This window comes from Verminephrobacter eiseniae EF01-2 (assembly GCF_000015565.1).
In the GTDB taxonomy this organism is placed as follows: Bacteria; Pseudomonadota; Gammaproteobacteria; order Burkholderiales; family Burkholderiaceae_C; genus Acidovorax; species Acidovorax eiseniae.
This window is the reverse complement of the sequence record NC_008786.1, coordinates 3,386,782-3,404,331: the sequence shown is the minus strand read 5'-3', so window position 1 is coordinate 3,404,331 and position 17,550 is coordinate 3,386,782. Positions and strand designations below refer to the sequence as shown.

At 65.0% G+C, this 17,550-nt stretch carries 20 protein-coding genes and 1 tRNA gene; 14 read left to right on the top strand and 7 right to left on the bottom strand.

All coding sequences use genetic code 11. The annotated features are described in order from the left end of the window. Positions 1-109: 109 nt before the first annotated feature. From VEIS_RS14840 to VEIS_RS14830, 3 genes are read right to left on the bottom strand one after another with little or no spacing between them, the layout of a single operon-like run. Positions 110-1,306, bottom strand: a complete 1,197-nt coding sequence (locus tag VEIS_RS14840) for a CoA transferase (RefSeq protein WP_011810778.1) — start codon at positions 1,304-1,306, stop codon at positions 110-112. A gap of 55 nt (positions 1,307-1,361) precedes the next feature. Continuing rightward, complete coding sequence (locus VEIS_RS14835) at positions 1,362-2,354, bottom strand: tripartite tricarboxylate transporter substrate binding protein (protein WP_011810777.1); 993 nt, start codon at positions 2,352-2,354, stop codon at positions 1,362-1,364. Positions 2,355-2,403: 49 nt separating this feature from the next. Next, positions 2,404-3,270, bottom strand: a complete 867-nt coding sequence (locus tag VEIS_RS14830) for an HpcH/HpaI aldolase/citrate lyase family protein (RefSeq protein ID WP_011810776.1) — start codon at positions 3,268-3,270, stop codon at positions 2,404-2,406. Positions 3,271-3,346: 76 nt separating this feature from the next. Here VEIS_RS14830 and VEIS_RS14825 point away from each other — a divergent pair, with 76 nt between their 5' ends. From VEIS_RS14825 to VEIS_RS14810, 4 genes are all read left to right on the top strand, one after another. Next, on the top strand, positions 3,347-4,237 hold the full coding sequence (locus VEIS_RS14825) for a LysR family transcriptional regulator (RefSeq protein ID WP_011810775.1): 891 nt from the start codon (positions 3,347-3,349) through the stop codon (positions 4,235-4,237). Between the two features lie 70 nt (positions 4,238-4,307). After that, entirely contained in the window at positions 4,308-4,817 is a 510-nt protein-coding gene (locus tag VEIS_RS14820) for an SRPBCC family protein (protein WP_011810774.1), read from the top strand. 138 nt (positions 4,818-4,955) lie between these two features. Further along, a complete protein-coding gene (gene msrA, locus VEIS_RS14815) occupies positions 4,956-5,495 on the top strand; it encodes a peptide-methionine (S)-S-oxide reductase MsrA (protein WP_086014364.1) in 540 nt (179 codons plus the stop codon). A 142-nt stretch (positions 5,496-5,637) separates the two neighbouring features. Beyond that, positions 5,638-5,711, top strand: a tRNA-Gly gene (locus VEIS_RS14810). A 163-nt stretch (positions 5,712-5,874) separates the two neighbouring features. On the opposite strand, the gene VEIS_RS14805 is transcribed toward VEIS_RS14810, so the two are convergent. Genes VEIS_RS14805 through VEIS_RS14795 form a run of 3 tightly spaced genes read right to left on the bottom strand, consistent with a single transcriptional unit; the run spans position 5,875 to position 7,860 of the window. Continuing rightward, complete coding sequence (locus VEIS_RS14805) at positions 5,875-6,684, bottom strand: ABC transporter permease (protein WP_011810772.1); 810 nt, start codon at positions 6,682-6,684, stop codon at positions 5,875-5,877. Next, positions 6,677-7,621 carry an ATP-binding cassette domain-containing protein gene (locus VEIS_RS14800; protein WP_011810771.1) on the bottom strand — a complete coding sequence of 315 codons (945 nt, stop codon included), beginning with the start codon at positions 7,619-7,621 and terminating at the stop codon, positions 6,677-6,679. The genes VEIS_RS14805 and VEIS_RS14800 overlap by 8 nt, the downstream gene beginning before the upstream one ends. Continuing rightward, entirely contained in the window at positions 7,618-7,860 is a 243-nt protein-coding gene (locus tag VEIS_RS14795) for a hypothetical protein (RefSeq protein WP_011810770.1), read from the bottom strand. The genes VEIS_RS14800 and VEIS_RS14795 overlap by 4 nt, the downstream gene beginning before the upstream one ends. A 205-nt stretch (positions 7,861-8,065) precedes the next feature. Here VEIS_RS14795 and VEIS_RS14790 point away from each other — a divergent pair, with 205 nt between their 5' ends. The 7 genes from VEIS_RS14790 (at position 8,066) to VEIS_RS14765 (ending at position 13,744) form a co-directional block, all read left to right on the top strand. Then, positions 8,066-9,019, top strand: coding sequence for an outer membrane lipoprotein-sorting protein (locus VEIS_RS14790; protein ID WP_011810769.1), 954 nt, complete (start codon positions 8,066-8,068; stop codon positions 9,017-9,019). Continuing rightward, positions 8,931-10,199, top strand: coding sequence for a hypothetical protein (locus tag VEIS_RS29785; RefSeq protein WP_198138082.1), 1,269 nt, complete (start codon positions 8,931-8,933; stop codon positions 10,197-10,199). Before VEIS_RS14790 ends, VEIS_RS29785 begins: the two co-directional genes overlap by 89 nt. Further along, positions 10,168-10,296, top strand: a complete 129-nt coding sequence (locus VEIS_RS31180) for a hypothetical protein (protein WP_265259664.1) — start codon at positions 10,168-10,170, stop codon at positions 10,294-10,296. The genes VEIS_RS29785 and VEIS_RS31180 overlap by 32 nt, the downstream gene beginning before the upstream one ends. Before the next feature lie 27 nt (positions 10,297-10,323). After that, positions 10,324-10,743, top strand: a complete 420-nt coding sequence (locus tag VEIS_RS14780) for a DUF2141 domain-containing protein (protein ID WP_011810767.1) — start codon at positions 10,324-10,326, stop codon at positions 10,741-10,743. 35 nt (positions 10,744-10,778) lie between these two features. Further along, a complete protein-coding gene (locus VEIS_RS31175; RefSeq protein ID WP_011810766.1) occupies positions 10,779-11,165 on the top strand; it encodes a PIN domain-containing protein in 387 nt (128 codons plus the stop codon). After that, entirely contained in the window at positions 11,165-12,034 is an 870-nt protein-coding gene (locus VEIS_RS29775) for a LysR family substrate-binding domain-containing protein (protein ID WP_232287704.1), read from the top strand. The genes VEIS_RS31175 and VEIS_RS29775 overlap by 1 nt, the downstream gene beginning before the upstream one ends. A gap of 525 nt (positions 12,035-12,559) precedes the next feature. Next, the gene (locus VEIS_RS14765) at positions 12,560-13,744 is read left to right on the top strand and encodes an NAD(P)/FAD-dependent oxidoreductase (protein ID WP_011810764.1); all 1,185 of its coding nucleotides are present in this window, start codon (positions 12,560-12,562) and stop codon (positions 13,742-13,744) included. 28 nt (positions 13,745-13,772) lie between these two features. Here VEIS_RS14765 and VEIS_RS14760 read toward each other — a convergent pair whose 3' ends face one another. After that, positions 13,773-14,399: a helix-turn-helix domain-containing protein gene (locus VEIS_RS14760; protein WP_011810763.1), complete on the bottom strand. Its 627-nt coding sequence runs from the start codon at positions 14,397-14,399 to the stop codon at positions 13,773-13,775. 208 nt (positions 14,400-14,607) lie between these two features. Between VEIS_RS14760 and glnT the strand changes: the two genes are divergently transcribed. From glnT to VEIS_RS14745, 3 genes are read left to right on the top strand one after another with little or no spacing between them, the layout of a single operon-like run. Beyond that, positions 14,608-15,951, top strand: a complete 1,344-nt coding sequence (glnT, locus tag VEIS_RS14755; RefSeq protein ID WP_041950895.1) for a type III glutamate--ammonia ligase — start codon at positions 14,608-14,610, stop codon at positions 15,949-15,951. Positions 15,952-15,965: 14 nt separating this feature from the next. After that, positions 15,966-16,874: a class II glutamine amidotransferase domain-containing protein gene (locus tag VEIS_RS14750; RefSeq protein WP_011810761.1), complete on the top strand. Its 909-nt coding sequence runs from the start codon at positions 15,966-15,968 to the stop codon at positions 16,872-16,874. Next, on the top strand, positions 16,862-17,548 hold the full coding sequence (locus VEIS_RS14745) for a GltB/FmdC/FwdC-like GXGXG domain-containing protein (protein ID WP_011810760.1): 687 nt from the start codon (positions 16,862-16,864) through the stop codon (positions 17,546-17,548). Before VEIS_RS14750 ends, VEIS_RS14745 begins: the two co-directional genes overlap by 13 nt. The last annotated feature ends 2 nt before the right edge of the window (positions 17,549-17,550 follow it).

The following is a 17,550-nucleotide window of genomic DNA, read 5'->3' as shown; positions in this document are numbered from 1 at the left end:
CTTGCGCTCCGTCTGGTTTTCCAATTTGAAGACGCAGCGTCGATGTCCGACGCTGCGGTGGCGGGTCGCGCGATGCCGGTGCGGTTCGGAATCGCCATGGCCCCGCGCATCAGGCGCCTGTGGCGGCTGTGGCGGCTACGGCACGCATGGCCTCGGTATGCTGGCCCAGGGTGGGCGCAGCGAATGGATCGGGGCCTGGCGTGCGCTCGAAGCGGATCGCGCGTGTGAAGCCCCGGTAGCTGCCCAGCACCGGGTGGGTGAAGTGGGCCAGCATGTCCTCGGCGATGACCTGCGGGTGATCGAACATGTCTTCTGTGGTGCGCGCTGCGGCGCAGGGCACGGCCTGGCCGAACAGTGCCTCCCATTCGAGCGCGCTGCGTGCCGCCAGGGCTTGGTGCAACCGGGGCAGGAGTTCGGCGACATGCCGGGCGCGTTTGCGCACCGAGTCGTAGCGCTGGTTGGCGGCCAGTTCGGGCAGGCCCACCTTGTCACACAGCGCGCTCCAGAAATGGGGCGTGTTGGCTGAGATGTAGAGATAGCCCTCCTTGGTCGGGTGGATGCCGGTGATGCCGCCCGAACGCATGTCGCGCCCCATGTCCCGGGGTTCGCCTTCGGCCCAGACCAGCCGCGCCGACTGCATGGCCAGCGCGGTGCGCAGCAGCGAGATGCCCACCCGCTGGCCCTGGCCGCTGCGCTCGCGCTCGTACAGCGCCGAGGCCACGCCCGCCGCCACCAGGGCCGATGCGTGGTAGTCCACGACCGAGCCGTAGAGGATCTCGGGCGGCTGGCCCCGCTTGCCTTGCAGCGTGCACATGCCGGTCATGGTCTGCAGCACCTGGTCATAGCCGGCCTTGTCCTTGAGCGGTCCGCTCTCGCCATAGCCGGTGACGCTGCAATGGACGAGGCGTGGATTGAGCGGCCGCAGTTGCTCATACGCAATGCCCAGGCGCTGTGGCACGCCGGGGCGAAAGTTGTGCACCAGCACATCGGCCGTGCGCACCAGCGCCATCAGCAATGCATGGTCGGCGGGCTGCTTGAGGTCCAGCACCATGCCGATCTTGCTGCGGTTCACGCCGACGAAGGCGCGGCTCTCGGCCGCCAGTGTCGAGGGGTATTGGCGCAGGTTGTCGCCCGTGGGCGGCTCGATCTTGATGACCTCGGCGCCTTGATCGGCCAGCAAGGCGCAGCCATAGGGCCCGGCGATGTAGGCGCTCAGATCGAGCACCCGCAGACCACTGAGCGGGCCTTGGGGGCCGCTGCGCAGGGGCAATGCGCTGGAGTTCGGGTGCTCGGGGGCAAGGGGCATGGGATTCTCCGAAGGGCGGAAAAAGTGGCTGGACACCTCTGTGGGTGGGCACCGATCAATCCGCCGCAATGCCCTGTTGCCTGGCCAGTTTCTTCCAGCGCTCGACATCGCTGGCGATCAGCGCGCCGAATTGGGCCGGCGAGAGCGGCGTGGCGATGGCGCCTTCCTTCAGGAAGTTGCCGGCGATCTGCGGCTTGGCCAGTGTCTGGTTGACCGCCTGGTTGAGCTTGCCGACCACATCGGCGGGCGTTCCGGCCGGTGCCAGCAGGCCCCACCACAGCTCGAACGCATAGCCGGGAACGCTGCTTGCCAGTGGCAGCAGTTCGGGAGCGATGGGGCTGGGCTCCAGGCTGGTGATGCCTACTGCACGGAGCTTGCCCGCGCGCACCATGGGCAGCAGCGAGGGACCGCTGGCGATGAGCAGTTGCGTCTGGTTGCCGATCAGGTCCGTCACCGCCGGGGCCATGCCGCGGTACGGAATGTGGCGAATGTCCAGACCACTGAGCTGCGCCTTGAGCAGTTCGGTGGCGAATTGGTTCACGCTGCCCGCGCCTGATGAGGCGTAGTTGTACAGGCCCGGCCGGGCGCGGATGGCAGCGATCAACTCGGCCGGTGTCCTGGCCGGAAACTCCGGGTTCACGGCCACGATCAGCGGTCCCTTGGCGAACAGGGCCACCGGCGTGAAGCTCTTGCCCGGGTCGTAGGGCAGCCTCGACTGCACGGCCGCGTTGGTGGCAAAACTCGCGGACACGGCCACCAGCGTGTACCCGTCCGCTGCGGCCTTGGCCACTTGGCCCGTGCCCGTGTTGCCGCTGGCTCCGGGGCGGTTGTCGATGATCACGGGCTGCTGGAGTCGATCGCCCAGTTCCTTGGCCAGTTGCCGGGCGAAACTGTCGTTCGAGCCGCCGGCCGGATAAGGCACGACGATGGTGATCGGCTTGTCGGGCCAGGTCTGCGCATGGATCGATGGCAGCGCACCCGGCGCACCGGCCAGGGTGATGGCGCAAAGTGCGGCGGCGCGCGCCGACAAACGGGTGCTGCGTGGCATGGTGGCTGGTCTCCGTGGGGGTTGAAATCGTCTCGGCCATGAATCGGCGTCAGGGCGGCAAATCCAGCGCCCGTGCGCTGTCCACGATGGCCTGTGCGCGCGCGACGAACGGTTTGTCGACCATCTGTGCGTCCACCAGGTAAGCGCCCGTACCCTGGGCGTCTGCCACGCGGGCGGCGTCGAGCACTTTGCGGGCCTGCGCTATCTCGCAGTCAGAGGGGCGGTACACCGCATTGGCCACAGCGACCTGGCTGGGGTGGATGCAGGACTTGCCTTGAAAGCCGAGCCGCCGCGATAGCTCGGCCTCGGCGCGAAAGCCGTCGATGTCGTGGATGTCGGCAAACGCGGCGTCGTAGGCCGCGATGCCGGCCTCGCCCGCCGCCAGGCGCACGGCGAACAGGGCCTGTGCCACGGCCGCCGCGCCGCGCCGCTCGATGCCCAGCGGCTCGAACAGGTCCCCCAGGCCCAGTTGCAGGCCGCGCACGCGCGGCTCCGACAGTGCCAGATCGGCGGCCATGCGCAACGCGCGCGGCGTCTCGATGTTCAGCAACAGGCCGATCGGATGCCGCAGGCCATGCGCCCGCTCGGCCTGCGCCAGCACCGCTGCCGCTGCGCGCACCTGGGCGGCGCTCTCGATCTTGGGCAGGTTGATCAGGCGCAGGCCGGGCCGGACCACGGCGGCCATGTCGTGCGCAAAATGCGGCGTGTCGATCGCGTTGACGCGCACGATGAGGGTCTTGCGCGTGCGCAGCGCTGCGTCACTTTGCAGGAACGCCGTGACGGCTGCGCGCGCCTGGGCCTTGCGCGATTCGGCAACGGCGTCTTCCAGGTCCAGGCTGATGGCCTCGGCTTCTCCGGCCAGGGCCTTGGCGAACAGTTCGGGGCGGGAGGCCGGCACGAAGAGCTTGCTTTTCATGGAGCGCAGTCTCGGCGCCCGATGACAAAAGAAAAACACATGCTCTCTATGATCAGATCACAGAAAATCCATCTTCATGGAAACCAATTACCTGCGCAGCTTCTTGCTCGTCGTGGAGTCGGGATCGATGTCCGAGGCGGCCAGGCGACTGGGCCTCACGCCCGCCGCCGTGGCGCAGCAGATGCGCGCGCTCGAGCGCGAACTGCACGCCTCGCTGTTGGCGCGATCGGGCCGCACGGTGCAACCGACCGAGGCCGGCCACAAACTCGTAGGCCGTGCGCGCGCATTGCTGCGCGAATGGGGGGACATACAGGCTTGGGTTGGCAAGGAGCAGACCGGGGGCGAGTTGGTCCTCGGAACCATCAACACGGCCCTGCACAGCCTGCTGCCCGATATCCTGGCGCGCTTCGTGCGCGCCCACCCGGGCGTGCGCGTAGTGCTGCGCTCGGGCACCACGGCGGCGCTGTACCAGGCGGTGCAAAAGTCCGAGCTCGACGCCGCAGTGTGCCTGTACCCGCCGTTCACACTGACCAAGACCTTCGGCTGGGCCTTGCTGCGGCAAGAACCTCTGGTGCTGCTGGCGCCCCACCGGCTGGCCGGGCGCGACCCGCACGAGTTGCTGCGCACCGAGCCGCTGATCCGCTACGACCGCAGCCTGGGCGGCGGCAAGCAGGCCGACCGCTACATGCGCGCAGCGGGCATCACTGCGCAGGAGCGCTTTGAGCTCAGTTCGCTGCTGGCCATTGCGATGATGGTCAGCCAGGGCCTGGGCGTGGCCTTGGTCCCGGATATCGACTCCCCCCTGCTCGCGGGGCAGCGCGTGGCCAGGATCGCTCTGCCTCTGGACACCGAGGCGCGGCAATTTGGCGTGCTGTGGCTGCGGACATCGCCCCGGCTGACCCTGATCCTGGGCTTGGTGCAATCCGCGAACGCAGTGATGGCCTTGCGCCGGTCACGCAAGCAATAGAATGAATATCCGTCCGGGTATTCGTCTCCGATGCCAAACCGCCTTCCGCATCAACCAAAGGAAATTGGCCATGACACAAACTGTCGCACCGTTTTGCATTTCCAGGGTTTTCAACGCACTGTGCAACCTGGTGTTCGAGGTGCATGCCGACGCCGATCATTTGCAAAAATGGATGAGTCCGGAAGGGTTCAAGACAATCCATGCCGCCATGGACTTCAGGGTTGGTGGAACTTATCACTATGGTCTGGAAAGAGCCGATGGAATGCAAATGTGGGGCAAGCAGGTATTTCGTGAAATAGTGCCAAATGAACGGCTGACCTCCATACAGTCTTTTTCTGACAAGGATGGTGGCAATACCAGGCATCCAATGTCTCCGGCATGGCCTCTGGAAATGTTGGCAACGACAACTTTTGAAGATATCGACGGCACCAGGACGAAAGTAGCCATCACCTGGCAGCCCTGGAATTCCGATGAAGCGGGCCATTGTGCTTTTGACGCTGCACGCAGTGGCATGGAGCGAGGATTTGGCGGCATGTTCGCCCAGTTGGAAGCCTATTTGAATAGCCAACGCGCTGTCTGACGAAAAGCACTTCCGGGCGCTTTTGAAGACTACGGTAATCAACCAATCAACCAATCATCGGCCGTGGCCGTGGCCGTGGCCGTTTCGGTGCCCATGGGTCGGTGAGGTCACTGTAGAATGAAAGTTCAGGATCGAAAAATGACAGAAACCATAGTTCTCGGCGGCGGTTGCTTTTGGTGCACCGAGGCGGTGTTCGACCAGGTGCGCGGCATCACGGAGGTGGAAAGCGGTTACAGCAACGGCCACACCGTCGATCCCGACTATGAACAGGTCTGCCGGGGTGACACCGGCCATGCCGAGGTGGTGCGCCTGCGGTTCGACCCGGCCATCATCAGCCTGCGCGAGATTCTGGAAATCTTCTTTGCCACGCACGACCCGACCACGCTCAACCGCCAGGGCAATGATGTGGGCACGCAGTACCGCAGCGGTATCTATTACGACAACCCCGCGCATGGCGACATCGCCAACGACATGATCCGCCAGATGTCGCAAGACAATTCGTTTGGCGCGCCCATCACCACCGAGGTCAAGCCGCGATCGCTCTACAGCGCGGCCGAGGACTACCACCAAGACTATTTCGCGAACCACCCGAACCAGGGCTATTGCGCGTTCGTGGTCGGCCCCAAGGTCGACAAGCTGCGCAAGACCTTCGCGCGCTATCTGAAGGTCAGGGATTGATCAGGGCCCGGCCCGCTGCAATGGGTACAATGCGCTCCGCCTGAATCTCAGTGCGACATGTCATGCACTTGGCGGCATGCCATGCGCCAGAAAACTGCAAGGCTTTTGCCGTGACGGCCCGTCCCTGGACAGGCCGCGCGATGCGGGTGTAGTTCAATGGCAGAACGGCAGCTTCCCAAGCTGCATACGAGGGTTCGATTCCCTTCACCCGCTCCACTGCATCAATCTGCGGACTTCCGCAGAAGTCCAAGAGAGTCTGCAAGTCGTTGCCACACAAAGACTTTTCCTCTCTTTGACGTTCTGCCGTGGTCCACTGCGATCCGCCTACAGCCGGGACTTTTGCGTCCATAAATGGACGGGTACGGGGGAATGGGTGTCATCAACCATTCGCAGGCGGCGTCCAGCCGAACCGGCGGCCCGCCCAGACGATGAGTAGCAATCCCACGCTCAGCAGGGCGAGCATCCAGCTGGACTGCTGTGCCAGCGGCATCTGGCCCGTGTAGATCTCGCGCAGCGCCTGGACGAACACGTAGACGGGCGACAGCTCCGCGATGCGCTGCATCCATGCCGGGAACAGCGCGGTCGGCAGGAACAGGTCGGACAGGAAGATGAGCGGCACGTTCAGGATGTTCGTGACGGCGTGCGCGGTGCCGGTGCGCTGGATGACGCTGGCGAGCACGATCCCGAGGCCGGTGAACACCACCGCGCCGGCCACGAGGAACGCCGTGGTCGACAGCGTTCGGCCCAGGGACAGGGCGGCCCCATGCGGCGCGAGGTGCGACAGGGCGAACAGGAAGAGGCCGCTGAACGCGCCCAGCACCAGCAGACGCGATACGGCGAAGCCGGCGAAGAAGGCTTCGTTTGGCAGCGGCATGGCCGCCAACAGCCGCAGCCGCGACTGCGCGCGCAGCTTGATGAGGGGCAGCACGAAGCTGAAGAGGCTGGTGCCCACGACGTTCAGCATGGCGATGCCGGTGATCAGGTAGTCGGTGTAGCTCAGGGCCGTACCCTCCGCTGCGGGTCGGCCGAAGATCGCGTTCATCAGCAGGAACAGGATCAGCGGATAGACCAGCGTCCAGAAGATCGACAGCGGATGGCGCAGAAAGGCGGCCAGTTCGATGCGCGCGACGTGCAGCACGAGCAGTGCCGCCGCGCCGCCGTTGCGCGGCAGGGTTGCGGCTTCAGCCATGGCCGATTCCTTCCAGCAGATCGGTTGCATCGGGCGTCCAGAGGGTGCAACTGTCCACACCGTGGCTTTGCAAGTGGACGAAGGCCGCCTGCCGCAGGTCCGCGCCTCCGTACAGCACGAGGCTGCGGTCGTTTTCGATCACGCGCCTGGCGGTGGCGCGCAGCGCCGCTAGCGCTTCCGCACGCGCCGGTGCGGGTGCGACGATGCGGCAGCCCACCAGGTCGAAGCGCGCCTTCACCAGTTCGGACGGAGCGCCGAGCGCATCGACCTTGCCCGCGTCGAGGATCATCAAGCGATCGCACAGCGTCACGACGCGGGGCGAATGCGTGATCACCAGGGCGCCGAAATCTCCCGCTGCGCGACGAGTGCGCACTATGCCGCAGAAGGCTTCCTCGTAGGCCGGATCCAGGTTGGACGTGGGTTCGTCGAACACCGCGAGCCGCGGATGGTGCGCGAGGGCCATGGCCAGTTGCACACGCTGCTGTTCGCCCGACGACAGCCGGCCGAAACGCTTAGCGCCCAGGGCGGGCACGCCGAACGCATCGAACACGGCGGCATCCGACCGGCCGTAAATGAGGCCGTGCAGGCGCTGGATGTCCCGCACGAGGTAAAGTTCGTTGTAGCCGGCGCCCTGCATTTGCAGGCCGAAGTGCTGCCGCGTGGCCAGGGCCAGCCGGCCGGCGGGATCGCCCAGCAGGGCGACCCGCCCGTGGCCCGCCTGCGCGGTCCCGAGTAGGCAGGAGAGCAGGGAGGTCTTACCGCTGCCATTGGGGCCGATCACGCCCAGCACTTCGTCGCATGCGAGGTGGAGTTCGGGCACGCAGAGCGTGAAGCCGTCGGTACGCTCGAAGACGAGGTCGGCGAGTTGCAGCAGCATGGGGGTGGCAGGTGTGATCTGGGGAGACATCGCTCCATCGCAGGTCTCAGCGGTCTTCATCGGTCCTCCTCGGATCTGGCAGCTTCGGCACTGCGCTTGGAAAAATAGAACAGGCTCTCGAGGACTTCGTTCGCGATGCGGCGGTCGTGGTGGTCGGCATCGAGCCGGCAGGTGGCGGCGACCTTGACCCGGGGCGAGAAGGGCAGGCCGCCCGTACGCGCGAAGCGCACGGCCCCGCGGCTGTCGCGCACGGGCATGACCTCGCCGCGCGCCGCGAGGCTGGCCGGAAAAATGTTCATGGGGTTTTCTCCTCAAGGACTTTGCAGCGGGGGCTACATCTGCGGCGACGATCAGTATTACGCCTTTTTGATAATGTTACAGTATTATATTATGCAAGGTGATTGTCAAAAAAGACTTGCATCAGCGGTTCCTTAGTGGGCTTAAGTTATCGGTCGGTTTCACGGAAGATTGCGAAAAATTCATTCAGATGAATGAGGGATATCCATGGTGTTGTTGCTGTCTCGCAGATATTGGTTGGCCACCGGGGTCGGTGGCATGGTGGCCGGCTGGCCCAGCTCAGCGCCAGCAGCGCCCGACGCGCAGACGCTGCTGGCCCAGTCGGACCGTGCGCGCGGCAGCGGCATGCCTGGGGTCGTTTTCCTGGTCCACGTGCGCAACGAGAAGTCGCCCGGCGAAGTCGAGGAGGACGCGGAAGTGCTGATGCGTGTGAAGGCGGCCCGCGACGGGTCCAGCACTGCGGAAATCATTGAACCGCTGCGAACGAAAGGTCTGCGTCTGTTGCAGGTGCAGCGCAATATGTGGATCTATCGTCCCACGATGAAGAAGCCGGTGGCGATTCCGCCGCGGCAGCGCCTCTCGGGCCAGGCGTCGCTGGGCGACATCGCCTCGACCGGCTACGCCCGCGACTACGTGGCGACCTATCTGCGCCGTGACAGCTACAAGGGCGAGACCAGCCACGTGCTCGAACTCACTGCCGGCAGCACCAACACCACGTACGACCGCATCATCTACTGGGTGTCTGAGCGCACCGGCCACGGCATCCGCGCAGATTTCCTGTCCGTCTCCGGCAAGCCGGCCAAGTACGCCGACTTCCGCTACGAACAGAAGGTGTCGTACGAAGACCGCGTCATTCCCTTCATGAGCCACATGGTCATTCACGACGCGCTGACGACCGACGTCACCACGCCACGCTCACCTATAGCAGCATTCAGGGCCAGACCCTGTACGCCTCCGAATTCAGCCTCGGGGGCTTCCATTGAAACGGCTGGCTGGAAGACTGGTCGCCCTCGCGGGGCCCTTGCTGTTTCACTGCGTGGTCCAGGCGCAAACCCAGACGCAGGATTGGGACGTGACCACGAGCGCCGAGATCTGGACGCTCGGCCAGCATCAAGTCCTCAATACGAAAGCGCCGTTCAATCCGCACAACCGCGTGATTGATCTAGCGCGCCACAGCGTTGCGACGGAACTGCTCTGGGAGACCCGAGGCCAATCCGGCCCGCTCGCCTTCAAGTTGCGCGTGCGCGGCGTGAACGAGCACTGCGATTGCGCCGTCGACGGCGTGCATGGCGAGGTCTACGCGAGCCAGGCCTACGTGAAATGGCAGATCGACGACAAATCGTCGATCATCGCCGGCCGGCAGTTGCTCGCCTGGGGGCCCGCCATCTACCGACTGCCCTCAAACCCGTTCTATTTCGACGCGGGCCGCACGAACCTGTTCCGCGAGTCGTCTGGGCTCGACGCCATCCAGTACGCAACCTACCGCGGTGACTGGTCGTTGTTCGCGGCCCAGGTCCTCGACAGCGGGTACGTAGGCGGCCGCGAGGGCGAGAACTTCAACGGCAGCCAAATCGGCAGCACGGAATTCCGTCGCTCGACGCTGCTGCGCGCGCAATACCAGCATGCCGCCACCACGCTCGGCACCGTCGTGGCCCGGCAACACCATGGCAGCGGATTCGTCGGCGGCTACGGTGCGTGGAGCTTCGAGGACGGGTGGCTCCTGTGGAGCGAAGTCGGCTGGGGCCGTCGCCCCTGGTCACTGAAGGCGGGACCCGGCAATGATCTCGCGCTGGTCGTCGAGCGGCCTTCGCGCCCGATGGCGACGGCGCTACTCGGTGCGTCGTACACGAACGACAAGGCCCAGACCTTCCAGGCGGAATACCTCTACGACGGCCACGGCCTCAGCCACGACGAATCGGACGCTCTGGCGGCGGTGGGTTCGCGGGTGGGCAGCCTGCTGGGCGGACCCCGCACAGGCCAGGCGCTCAATACCTTGTTCGAGGGGGCTCGCTACGCGCCCGTCTCGACGAACCGGCACTACCTCGCATTCTCTTGGCAGGGCACCGCTCAGCGCGAAAGGCTGCTCGGGCGCGTTACCTGGCACGGCAATCTGGTAGATGCCAGCCATCGCACGTCGTTCTACGTGGAGTACGCGTTCAGCCGCCGTGTGAGCGGCCTGCTGAGCCTAGTGTCGCGTCACCGATCAGATGTCGTAGGCTGCGCGCAGCCATCGGAGCGTAGCGCAAGGCGCATCGCGCAGCCCATACCGAGCTGTATTGGCAAGCGATGCAACGCCGCGATGCGCTTCGATGGCCAGCGCAGACCGACAGATGATCGGTGACGCGACACTAGGGCTCGATAAGGGGCGGTCCGACGACGAATTCGGCTCGCAGTTGCGCCGCCGCTTCACGGCCGGACTCAAGTACCGCCTGTTCTGAGACTTCACTTCAACTCCAGGAGCACCCATGCACATCCGATCGAATGCACGCCTCGCCGCGCTCGTTCTCGCCGCGCCGGCCCTGGCGCAGGCGGCCGACCTCACGCTGGAAGTCAAGAACGTGCAGGGCACCAGCGGCCAGATCCTCGTTGCGCTGTTCAACAAGGCCGAAGGCTTTCCGCACACCTATTGGAAAACCGGCGAAGTGGTCGCCACGCCCGGCGTGGTGAAGTTCGTGTTCACCGGCATTCCGGAAGGCACCTATGCGGCCACGGCCTTCCACGACCAGGACAACAACAAGAAACTGCGCACCAACGGCCTCGGCATTCCGACGGAGCCCCTCGCGTTCTCGAACAACGCCATCGGCAGGAACGGCCCGCCCGCCTTCTCGGATGCGTCGTTCAAGTTCACGGGCACGCCGCAGACTGTCACGCTGACGCTGAAGTGAGCGGCGCGTCGGGCATCTGAACGGAAGACAACGCCATGGCCGATGTCCCTCTGCTTGAACGCAAAGGCGTGCGTCGCAGCTTCGCGCTCGGGAAAACCGAGGTGCCCGCGCTGCGGTCCGTGGACCTGCGCATCGCCACCGGCGAGATGGTTGCGATCTGTGGATCTTCGGGCAGCGGCAAATCGACGCTGCTAAATCTGCTGGGGTTGATCGGCTTCGCGAATGCCTGGATCTTCCATGGGCCGCACCAGGAGAAGCTGAGTAAGACCTTCAAGACCCTGATCGGTGAGCGCGCGACCTTGGTGCCCATCACGCGCACGGGCAACAATGCGCTCGACTTCCACCTCTCGTTCTACCTTGGCTACGTTGCTGCCAAGCACCCCGACGCACGGCTTGTTGTGGTCGCCAACGACAAAGGCTAGTGTCGCGTCACCGATCAGATGTCGTAGGCTGCGCGCAGCCATCGGAGTGCAGCGCAAGGCGCAGCGCGCAGCCAATACCGAGCGTATTGGCAAGCGATGCAACGCCGCGATGCGCTTCGATGGCCAGCGCAGACCGACAGATGATCGGTGACGAGACACTAGTCGTAGCACCGAAAAAGTCGAACGCCTCGAACGACCTCGACACCCCAGCAGCGCTGCGACGCGTCGTCAAGGCATTCAGCAAGATGGGAGCGGAGCGACCACAGAAGAAAACCTCATTCCTCCGGCATCTCTCGTCCATGCTCGGAAAGGACGCGTCTCAAGCAGCGCTCACGGAAGCCGTGTCGTACTTACAGAAGCGCAGCATCGTTGCGATCGATGGCGACAAGGTGACCTCTGTGTCGGATGCGGTCAATGACGGTCTGATCGCGGAAGCGGTCTGGACCGATCCGCTGTCGGTGATCGTGCCAGCGCGCCACCCACTGCTGGCCCACGGCCAAGTCAGGCTGAACGACGCGCTGAAGTTCCCCCTGGTGCTGTGTCACCCCGAGGCCGGGTCAGGCGGCCACTACCAGATCGAGGCCGTGCTCGAAGGCGCGGCCGTTGCGCCCAAGGTGGCAGACCGCGTGACGAGCTTGGGCGTGATGCTGACGCTGGTGGGCGCCGGCTACGGCGTCGGCTTCGCCATCGCCTCGCAGGTGCAGTCCCTGCAGCGCCCGGACATCGCCATCCGCCCGCTGGCCGGCACGCCGCCCAAGCTGTCCACCTATATGTTGTGTAGGCAGGGCAAACCTTCCGAGGCCGTGAAGCGGTTCATCGGGCGGGTGAAGAGCATGAGCGCGCCAGCGGATGGTGCGCTTGGCGCGTGAATGCAAGAGGGCGTGGCTGTGGCCATGGAGACTTGCCGGTCACGACTGACCTGTCCACCCATCGCCTCGGACTTCGATGGCTGTGGGTAGCCGCCACAAGACGGTGATGGACGATCCGTCGTTGCCGGGCCTACGGCAGTGGTGCGTAATCTGGCCTGATTCCGTGGAGTGAACGGAAGAAACCTGTTGTCAATCAACGGGTTGGATGCCGGGAATGGTTCCCCCTTCACCCGCTCCAATTTTCCTGTGCCAAATTCACCTGCGCCCATTCGCCATTCGCCTGCATTGCGGCTTGGGCTTGGCATCAGGCCACGGCGAAGCTGATGGTCTGGATCAGTTTTGCTTCACACTTGGCGACCTGCGGCCCGGTACGGTTCAATGCGGGTCGATCTGGCGCTGCAGCGCCGCGTTTTCCGACAGGTGCTGCGCGTCACCCGCATCCCACACCCACATCCCCGAAACGGCTGCGGCCCATGCCAGGGACGCAGGCGCATCGGGAGATGTTTCACTTCATTTGGAACCGATATGGAAAGTTTCGACGCAATCGTCATCGGCGCCGGCGTCATCGGCTGTTCGGTCGCCTACCATTTGGCGCGCCTGGGCAGCAAGAAAGTGCTGGTGCTCGAACGCACACAGATCGGGGCCGGCACCAGTGCCCAGTCCAGCGGCATCTTGCGCACCCATTACTCGGTGATCGAGAACGTCAGGCTGGCGCAGGCATCCTGGGCGGTGTTCGACGATTTCGCCAATTACCTGGCCGATGAGCAGGCGAGCGCCGGCCTGGTCAAGTGTGGCTACCTGATTGCCGCGCCCGAAGGCCCCAAGCTGGCGCCGCTGCGGGCGGCGCTGCAGGCGCAACGGGAACAGGGCATCACCGTGCACTACCTGGGTCGCGAGGAGGCCCGTGAGCGCCTGCCGATCGCCCGCTTCGACGATGCGGCGCTGATCGGCCATGAGCCGCAGGCGGGCTTTGCCGACGCTTACCTGGTCGCAACCAGTTTTGCTCGCGCCGCACGCCGATTGGGCGTGAAGATCGATGAGGGTGTCGCGGTCGAGCAGTTGCTGATCGCAGACGGCAAGGTGGTTGGTGTCCAGACTTCGCAGGGTGCGGTGCGCGCCGGCACGGTCATCAGCACCCAGAACATCTGGTCGCGCGAGATCGAGCGCTGGACGGGCATCGCCTGCCCGGTGGTTGCCGAGCGCCACAGTGTGCTGGCGCTCGAAGGCCCCGAGGCCTACACCTTCCGGATGCCGGTGTACAAGGATCTGGGGTCGCCCGGCATGTTTTACTGCCGCAGCTACGGTGGCAGCCAGATGCTGGTCAGCGAAGGCATCCGGGGCCAGATCTTGGCGCAGCCCGATAACGAGCAGGGCGAGATCGGCATGGACTACATGGTGGAAGTGGGCGCCCAGGTCGCCGAGCGGTTTCCGAGCTATGCCACTGCGGGCGTGGCCTCTTCGTGGACCGGCGTTTACGATGTGACGCCCGATTGGAATCCGGTGCTCGGCCGCCTGCCAGAGCTTCCCGGCCTGGTGGTGGGCTATGGTTTTTCCGGCCACGGCTTCAAGCTGTCGCCCGCCGTCGGCCGGCTGCTGGCGCAATGCGCACTGGGTCTGGCCACCGATGTCGATATCGCGCCCTATGCGCTGGAGCGCTTTCGCACCGGCGGCCTGCTGATCGGCCAGTACGGCCTGGGCGCCGTCTCCTGAACCCGCTGCACGAGCGCCCGGCAAGCCCTCATTCCGCGCTGCGCGGGTAGATGATGATCGACAGGAAGCGGATCGGGCATTGCATCAGGTTCTCGGGCCCATGCAGGGCCTGGCCGTCGAAACTCAGCGCATCCCCGGGCTCCAGCACATAGGTCTGCTGTCCGCAGCGATATTCGATGACCCCTTCGAGCATGTACAGGAACTCGGTGCCGGGATGCTGAAAGCTCGGGTAGCGCTGCGAATCGTCGGCCATGGTGATCAGGAAAGGTTCGAACCATTTCACCGGCCCTTGGCCGTAGGCGAGCAAGTGGTAGCTGTGCCCGCTCTTGGTGCCTCTGCGCACCACTTCCATGCCGGCGCCTCGTTTGACATGCTGCGCCATGGCGGCGCTCGCGTCGTACTTGCCAAACAGCGCCGACATGGCCACGCCCAGGGTGCGCGCGATGCGCGCCAGCGTGTCCAGGCCCGCCATGGTGCTGCCGGTCTCTATTTTCGACAGCATCCCACGGCTGATTCCCGCTTGTTCCGAGACTTGCGCAATCGTCAGTCCCTCTCTGAGCCGCAGTTCCCGGATGGCGGCGCCCACCGACTCTTCGAGCGCCGGGGCGCTGGTTCCATTGCTGTTTTCCATTGGTTCGAGTGTAGGTGCTGGCATGGCAGGGCATCAGAGAAATATTCTTGCTCGGCACATAAGTTGCATCTTGTGAATCATTCATGTGTACCATAGGGGCCATGTGCATCCCATGCAGCCAGGGCGCCGGGTTTGACAGCATCGAATCCGGGCCTTGCGGCCCACCCAGCAGGAGTCTCGTCCCGTGAAATCCGATGCCACTGCACAATGCCAAGCGCCCGGTGAGCTGGTCTTGCCGCCGCGCTTTGAAACGGTCGGGCCGGCGCAGCAGTATTTGCGCGCGCAAGGCGTGGGCTACGTGCTCGCCCAGTTCGTCGATATCCACGGCGTGGCCAAAGCCAAGTCGGTGCCGGTGTCGCACCTGCCCACGGTGCTCGGTGTCGGCGCGGGCTTTGCCGGCTTCGCGATAGGAGGGGTCGGCATCGAACCGCATGGCCCGGACTTCATGGCCGTCGGCGACTTGGCCACGTTGTCGCTGCTCCCCTGGCAGCCGGGGCTGGCGCGGCTGGTCTGCGATGGGCATGTCGCGGGCCGGCCCTGGGAGTACGACAGCCGCGTGACGCTGAAAAAGCAAATCGCCCGGCTCGCCGAGCATGGCTACACCTTGTTCTCCGGTCTGGAGCCCGAGTTTTCGCTGCTGCGGCGCGACGCGCATGGCGTGCTCGGGCCTGCGGATTGCAGCGACAACCTGGCCAAGCCCTGTTATGACTACAAGGGTTTGTCGCGCACCCGTGCTTTTCTGGAGCGGCTGTCGAACGCGCTGCGGGCGACGGGCATCGATGTCTACCAAATCGATCATGAAGACGCCAACGGCCAGTTCGAGGTGAACTTCACCTATGCCGACTGTCTGACCTCGGCCGACCATTTCGTGTTCTTCAAGATGGCGGCCTCGGAGATCGCCAACGAATTCGGCTACATCTGCTCCTTCATGCCCAAGCCCTTTGCCAATCGGCCGGGCAATGGCATGCACATGCATTTGTCGCTCGGCGACGGCCAGCGCAATTTGTTTGAGGACGAGAACGATGCGCGTGGCCTGAATCTGTCGCCGTTGGCGTATCGGTTTCTGGGCGGATTGCTGGCCCATGCGCCGGCTTTGACCGCACTGTGCGCGCCGACGGTGAACTCTTACAAGCGGCTGGTGGTCGGCCGATCGCTGACCGGGGCCACCTGGGCGCCGGCCTATATCAGCTACGGCGACAACAACCGCTCGTGCATGGTGCGCATCCCCAAGGGCCGGCTGGAACTGCGCCTGCCCGACGGCGCGGCCAACCCCTACCTGGCCACCGCCGCCGTCATCGCCGCCGGGCTCGACGGCATCGGGCGCCAACTCGACCCGGGCGCGCCGCACGACACCAACCTGTACGACTGGAGCGAGGCCGAACGCGCGCAGGCCGGCATCGGCCTGCTGCCGCAGAACCTGGGCGCGGCCCTGGACTGCTTGCAGGCGGACCGCGTGGTCTGTGACGCACTCGGGCCGGTGGTCCATGAGTTCCTGAAACTCAAACGCATGGAATGGCTGGAGTACCAGCGCCATGTCTCCGAGTGGGAGATCAGGCAATACCTCGAATTCTTCTGAAGGAAAAACCTGCCATGTGCGGAATCGTAGGACTTCTCGTCAAAACCCCGGCACTGCGCGAGCAGCTCGGCCAACTCATGGTCCCGATGATGATCGGGATGACGGAACGCGGCCCGGACTCGGCCGGACTGGCGGTCTTCACGCCGCCGCTGGCCGGCGCGCGCAAGAAGATCAGCGTCTTTGCCGGCGACATCGACGGCGGCGAGCACTATGACTGGCAGGCGCTGGTGGATGCCCTGAACCATGATCGCGCCGCCTCGGCCAGCGCCACCGGCCAGGGTCGGCACGCCAGCGTGGCCTTCGAGGCCGACCCCGAAATCATCGGGAACTGGATCAAGGGCTACCAGCCGCTGCTCAAGCTGTTTTGCGTTGGCAAGAGCATCGATGTGTACAAGGACATCGGCACCCCGGCGCAGGTCGCCAGCCGCTACGGATTTGCCCACTTCAAGGGCAGCCACCTGGTGGGCCACACCCGCATGGCCACCGAGTCGGCCGTCACGCCCGACCGTGCCCACCCGTTTACCGCCGGGGAGGACTTTTGCCTGGTGCACAACGGCTCCTTGTCCAACCCGAACGGCATTCGCCGCATGTTGGCGCCCCATGGCATTGCCTTCGATACCGACAACGACACCGAGGCCGCCACGCGATTCCTGCAATGGCGCCTGCGCGAGGGCGACACGCTCGAGGACGCGCTGCGCAAAGGCTTGGCGGTGCTCGACGGCTTCTACACCTTTTTGATGGGCACCCCCACCGAACTGGCGCTGATCCGCGACCCGTTCGCCTGCAAGCCGGCGGTGGTGGCCGAGACCGATGACTACGTTGCCATCGCCTCGGAGTTCCGTTCGCTGGCGCACCTGCCCGGGATCGGCCAAGCCCATGTCTTTGAACCTGCGCCGGAGGAAATGTACGTATGGAAAGCCTGACATTCGATCTGGCCACGACGCCGCTGCGCACGGTCAACCAGTACCTGCACCAGCAGGCCCGGGCCGGATTGCGGGTGCTGATCGTGAACCCCGATGGCGCCCATGCCATCGCGGCAGGCATCGACGCCCCGGTCGAGGTCACGATCGCCGGCCATGCCGGCTACTACGCTGCCGGCATGAACCAGTTGGCCAGCGTGTGCATTACCGGCAGTGCCGGCACCGGCGTGGCCGAGAACATGATGAGCGGCAAGGTCCACGTCAAGGGCTTCGCCTCCAATGCCGCAGGCGCCACGGCGCAAGGCGGGCTGCTGGTGATCGACGGGGACGCCGGACTGCGCTGCGCCATCTCGCTCAAGGGCGCCGATGTCGTCGTCGGCGGTTCGGTCGGCAGTTTCTCGGCCTTCATGGCACAGGCCGGCAATCTGGTGGTTCTGGGCGACGCCGGCCAGGCGCTCGGGGACTCGCTGTATGAGGCCCGCATCTTCGTGCGCGGCACGGTCAAGAGCCTGGGCGCCGACTGCGAGGAAAAGCCCATCGGCGCCAGCGAGCGCCAGATCCTGGCCGGTCTGCTGCACCAGGCCGGCCACGCCGGGGTCGATCCGGCGTCGTTCAAGCTCTACGGCTCGGCCCGCAGGCTCTACAACTTCCATGTCGACAATGCAGGAGCATATTGAGC

What these genes read in the sequence shown, in the direction of transcription:
- VEIS_RS14840 (WP_011810778.1), bottom strand. Translation starts at nt 1,306, where the DNA reads ATGCCCCTTGCCCCCGAGCACCCGAACTCCAGCGCATTGCCCCTGCGC.
- VEIS_RS31180 (WP_265259664.1), top strand. Translation starts at nt 10,168, where the DNA reads ATGGCCAGCGCAGACCGACAGATGATCGGTGACGCGACACTAGGGCTC.
- VEIS_RS14780 (WP_011810767.1), top strand. Translation starts at nt 10,324, where the DNA reads ATGCACATCCGATCGAATGCACGCCTCGCCGCGCTCGTTCTCGCCGCG.
- msrA (WP_086014364.1), top strand. Translation starts at nt 4,956, where the DNA reads ATGACAGAAACCATAGTTCTCGGCGGCGGTTGCTTTTGGTGCACCGAG.
- VEIS_RS14765 (WP_011810764.1), top strand. Translation starts at nt 12,560, where the DNA reads ATGGAAAGTTTCGACGCAATCGTCATCGGCGCCGGCGTCATCGGCTGT.
- VEIS_RS14835 (WP_011810777.1), bottom strand. Translation starts at nt 2,354, where the DNA reads ATGCCACGCAGCACCCGTTTGTCGGCGCGCGCCGCCGCACTTTGCGCC.
- VEIS_RS14820 (WP_011810774.1), top strand. Translation starts at nt 4,308, where the DNA reads ATGACACAAACTGTCGCACCGTTTTGCATTTCCAGGGTTTTCAACGCA.
- VEIS_RS14745 (WP_011810760.1), top strand. Translation starts at nt 16,862, where the DNA reads ATGGAAAGCCTGACATTCGATCTGGCCACGACGCCGCTGCGCACGGTC.
- VEIS_RS14800 (WP_011810771.1), bottom strand. Translation starts at nt 7,621, where the DNA reads ATGAAGACCGCTGAGACCTGCGATGGAGCGATGTCTCCCCAGATCACA.
- VEIS_RS14830 (WP_011810776.1), bottom strand. Translation starts at nt 3,270, where the DNA reads ATGAAAAGCAAGCTCTTCGTGCCGGCCTCCCGCCCCGAACTGTTCGCC.
- VEIS_RS14790 (WP_011810769.1), top strand. Translation starts at nt 8,066, where the DNA reads ATGGTGTTGTTGCTGTCTCGCAGATATTGGTTGGCCACCGGGGTCGGT.
- VEIS_RS14795 (WP_011810770.1), bottom strand. Translation starts at nt 7,860, where the DNA reads ATGAACATTTTTCCGGCCAGCCTCGCGGCGCGCGGCGAGGTCATGCCC.
- VEIS_RS31175 (WP_011810766.1), top strand. Translation starts at nt 10,779, where the DNA reads ATGGCCGATGTCCCTCTGCTTGAACGCAAAGGCGTGCGTCGCAGCTTC.
- VEIS_RS14750 (WP_011810761.1), top strand. Translation starts at nt 15,966, where the DNA reads ATGTGCGGAATCGTAGGACTTCTCGTCAAAACCCCGGCACTGCGCGAG.
- VEIS_RS14805 (WP_011810772.1), bottom strand. Translation starts at nt 6,684, where the DNA reads ATGGCTGAAGCCGCAACCCTGCCGCGCAACGGCGGCGCGGCGGCACTG.
- VEIS_RS14825 (WP_011810775.1), top strand. Translation starts at nt 3,347, where the DNA reads ATGGAAACCAATTACCTGCGCAGCTTCTTGCTCGTCGTGGAGTCGGGA.
- VEIS_RS14760 (WP_011810763.1), bottom strand. Translation starts at nt 14,399, where the DNA reads ATGCCAGCACCTACACTCGAACCAATGGAAAACAGCAATGGAACCAGC.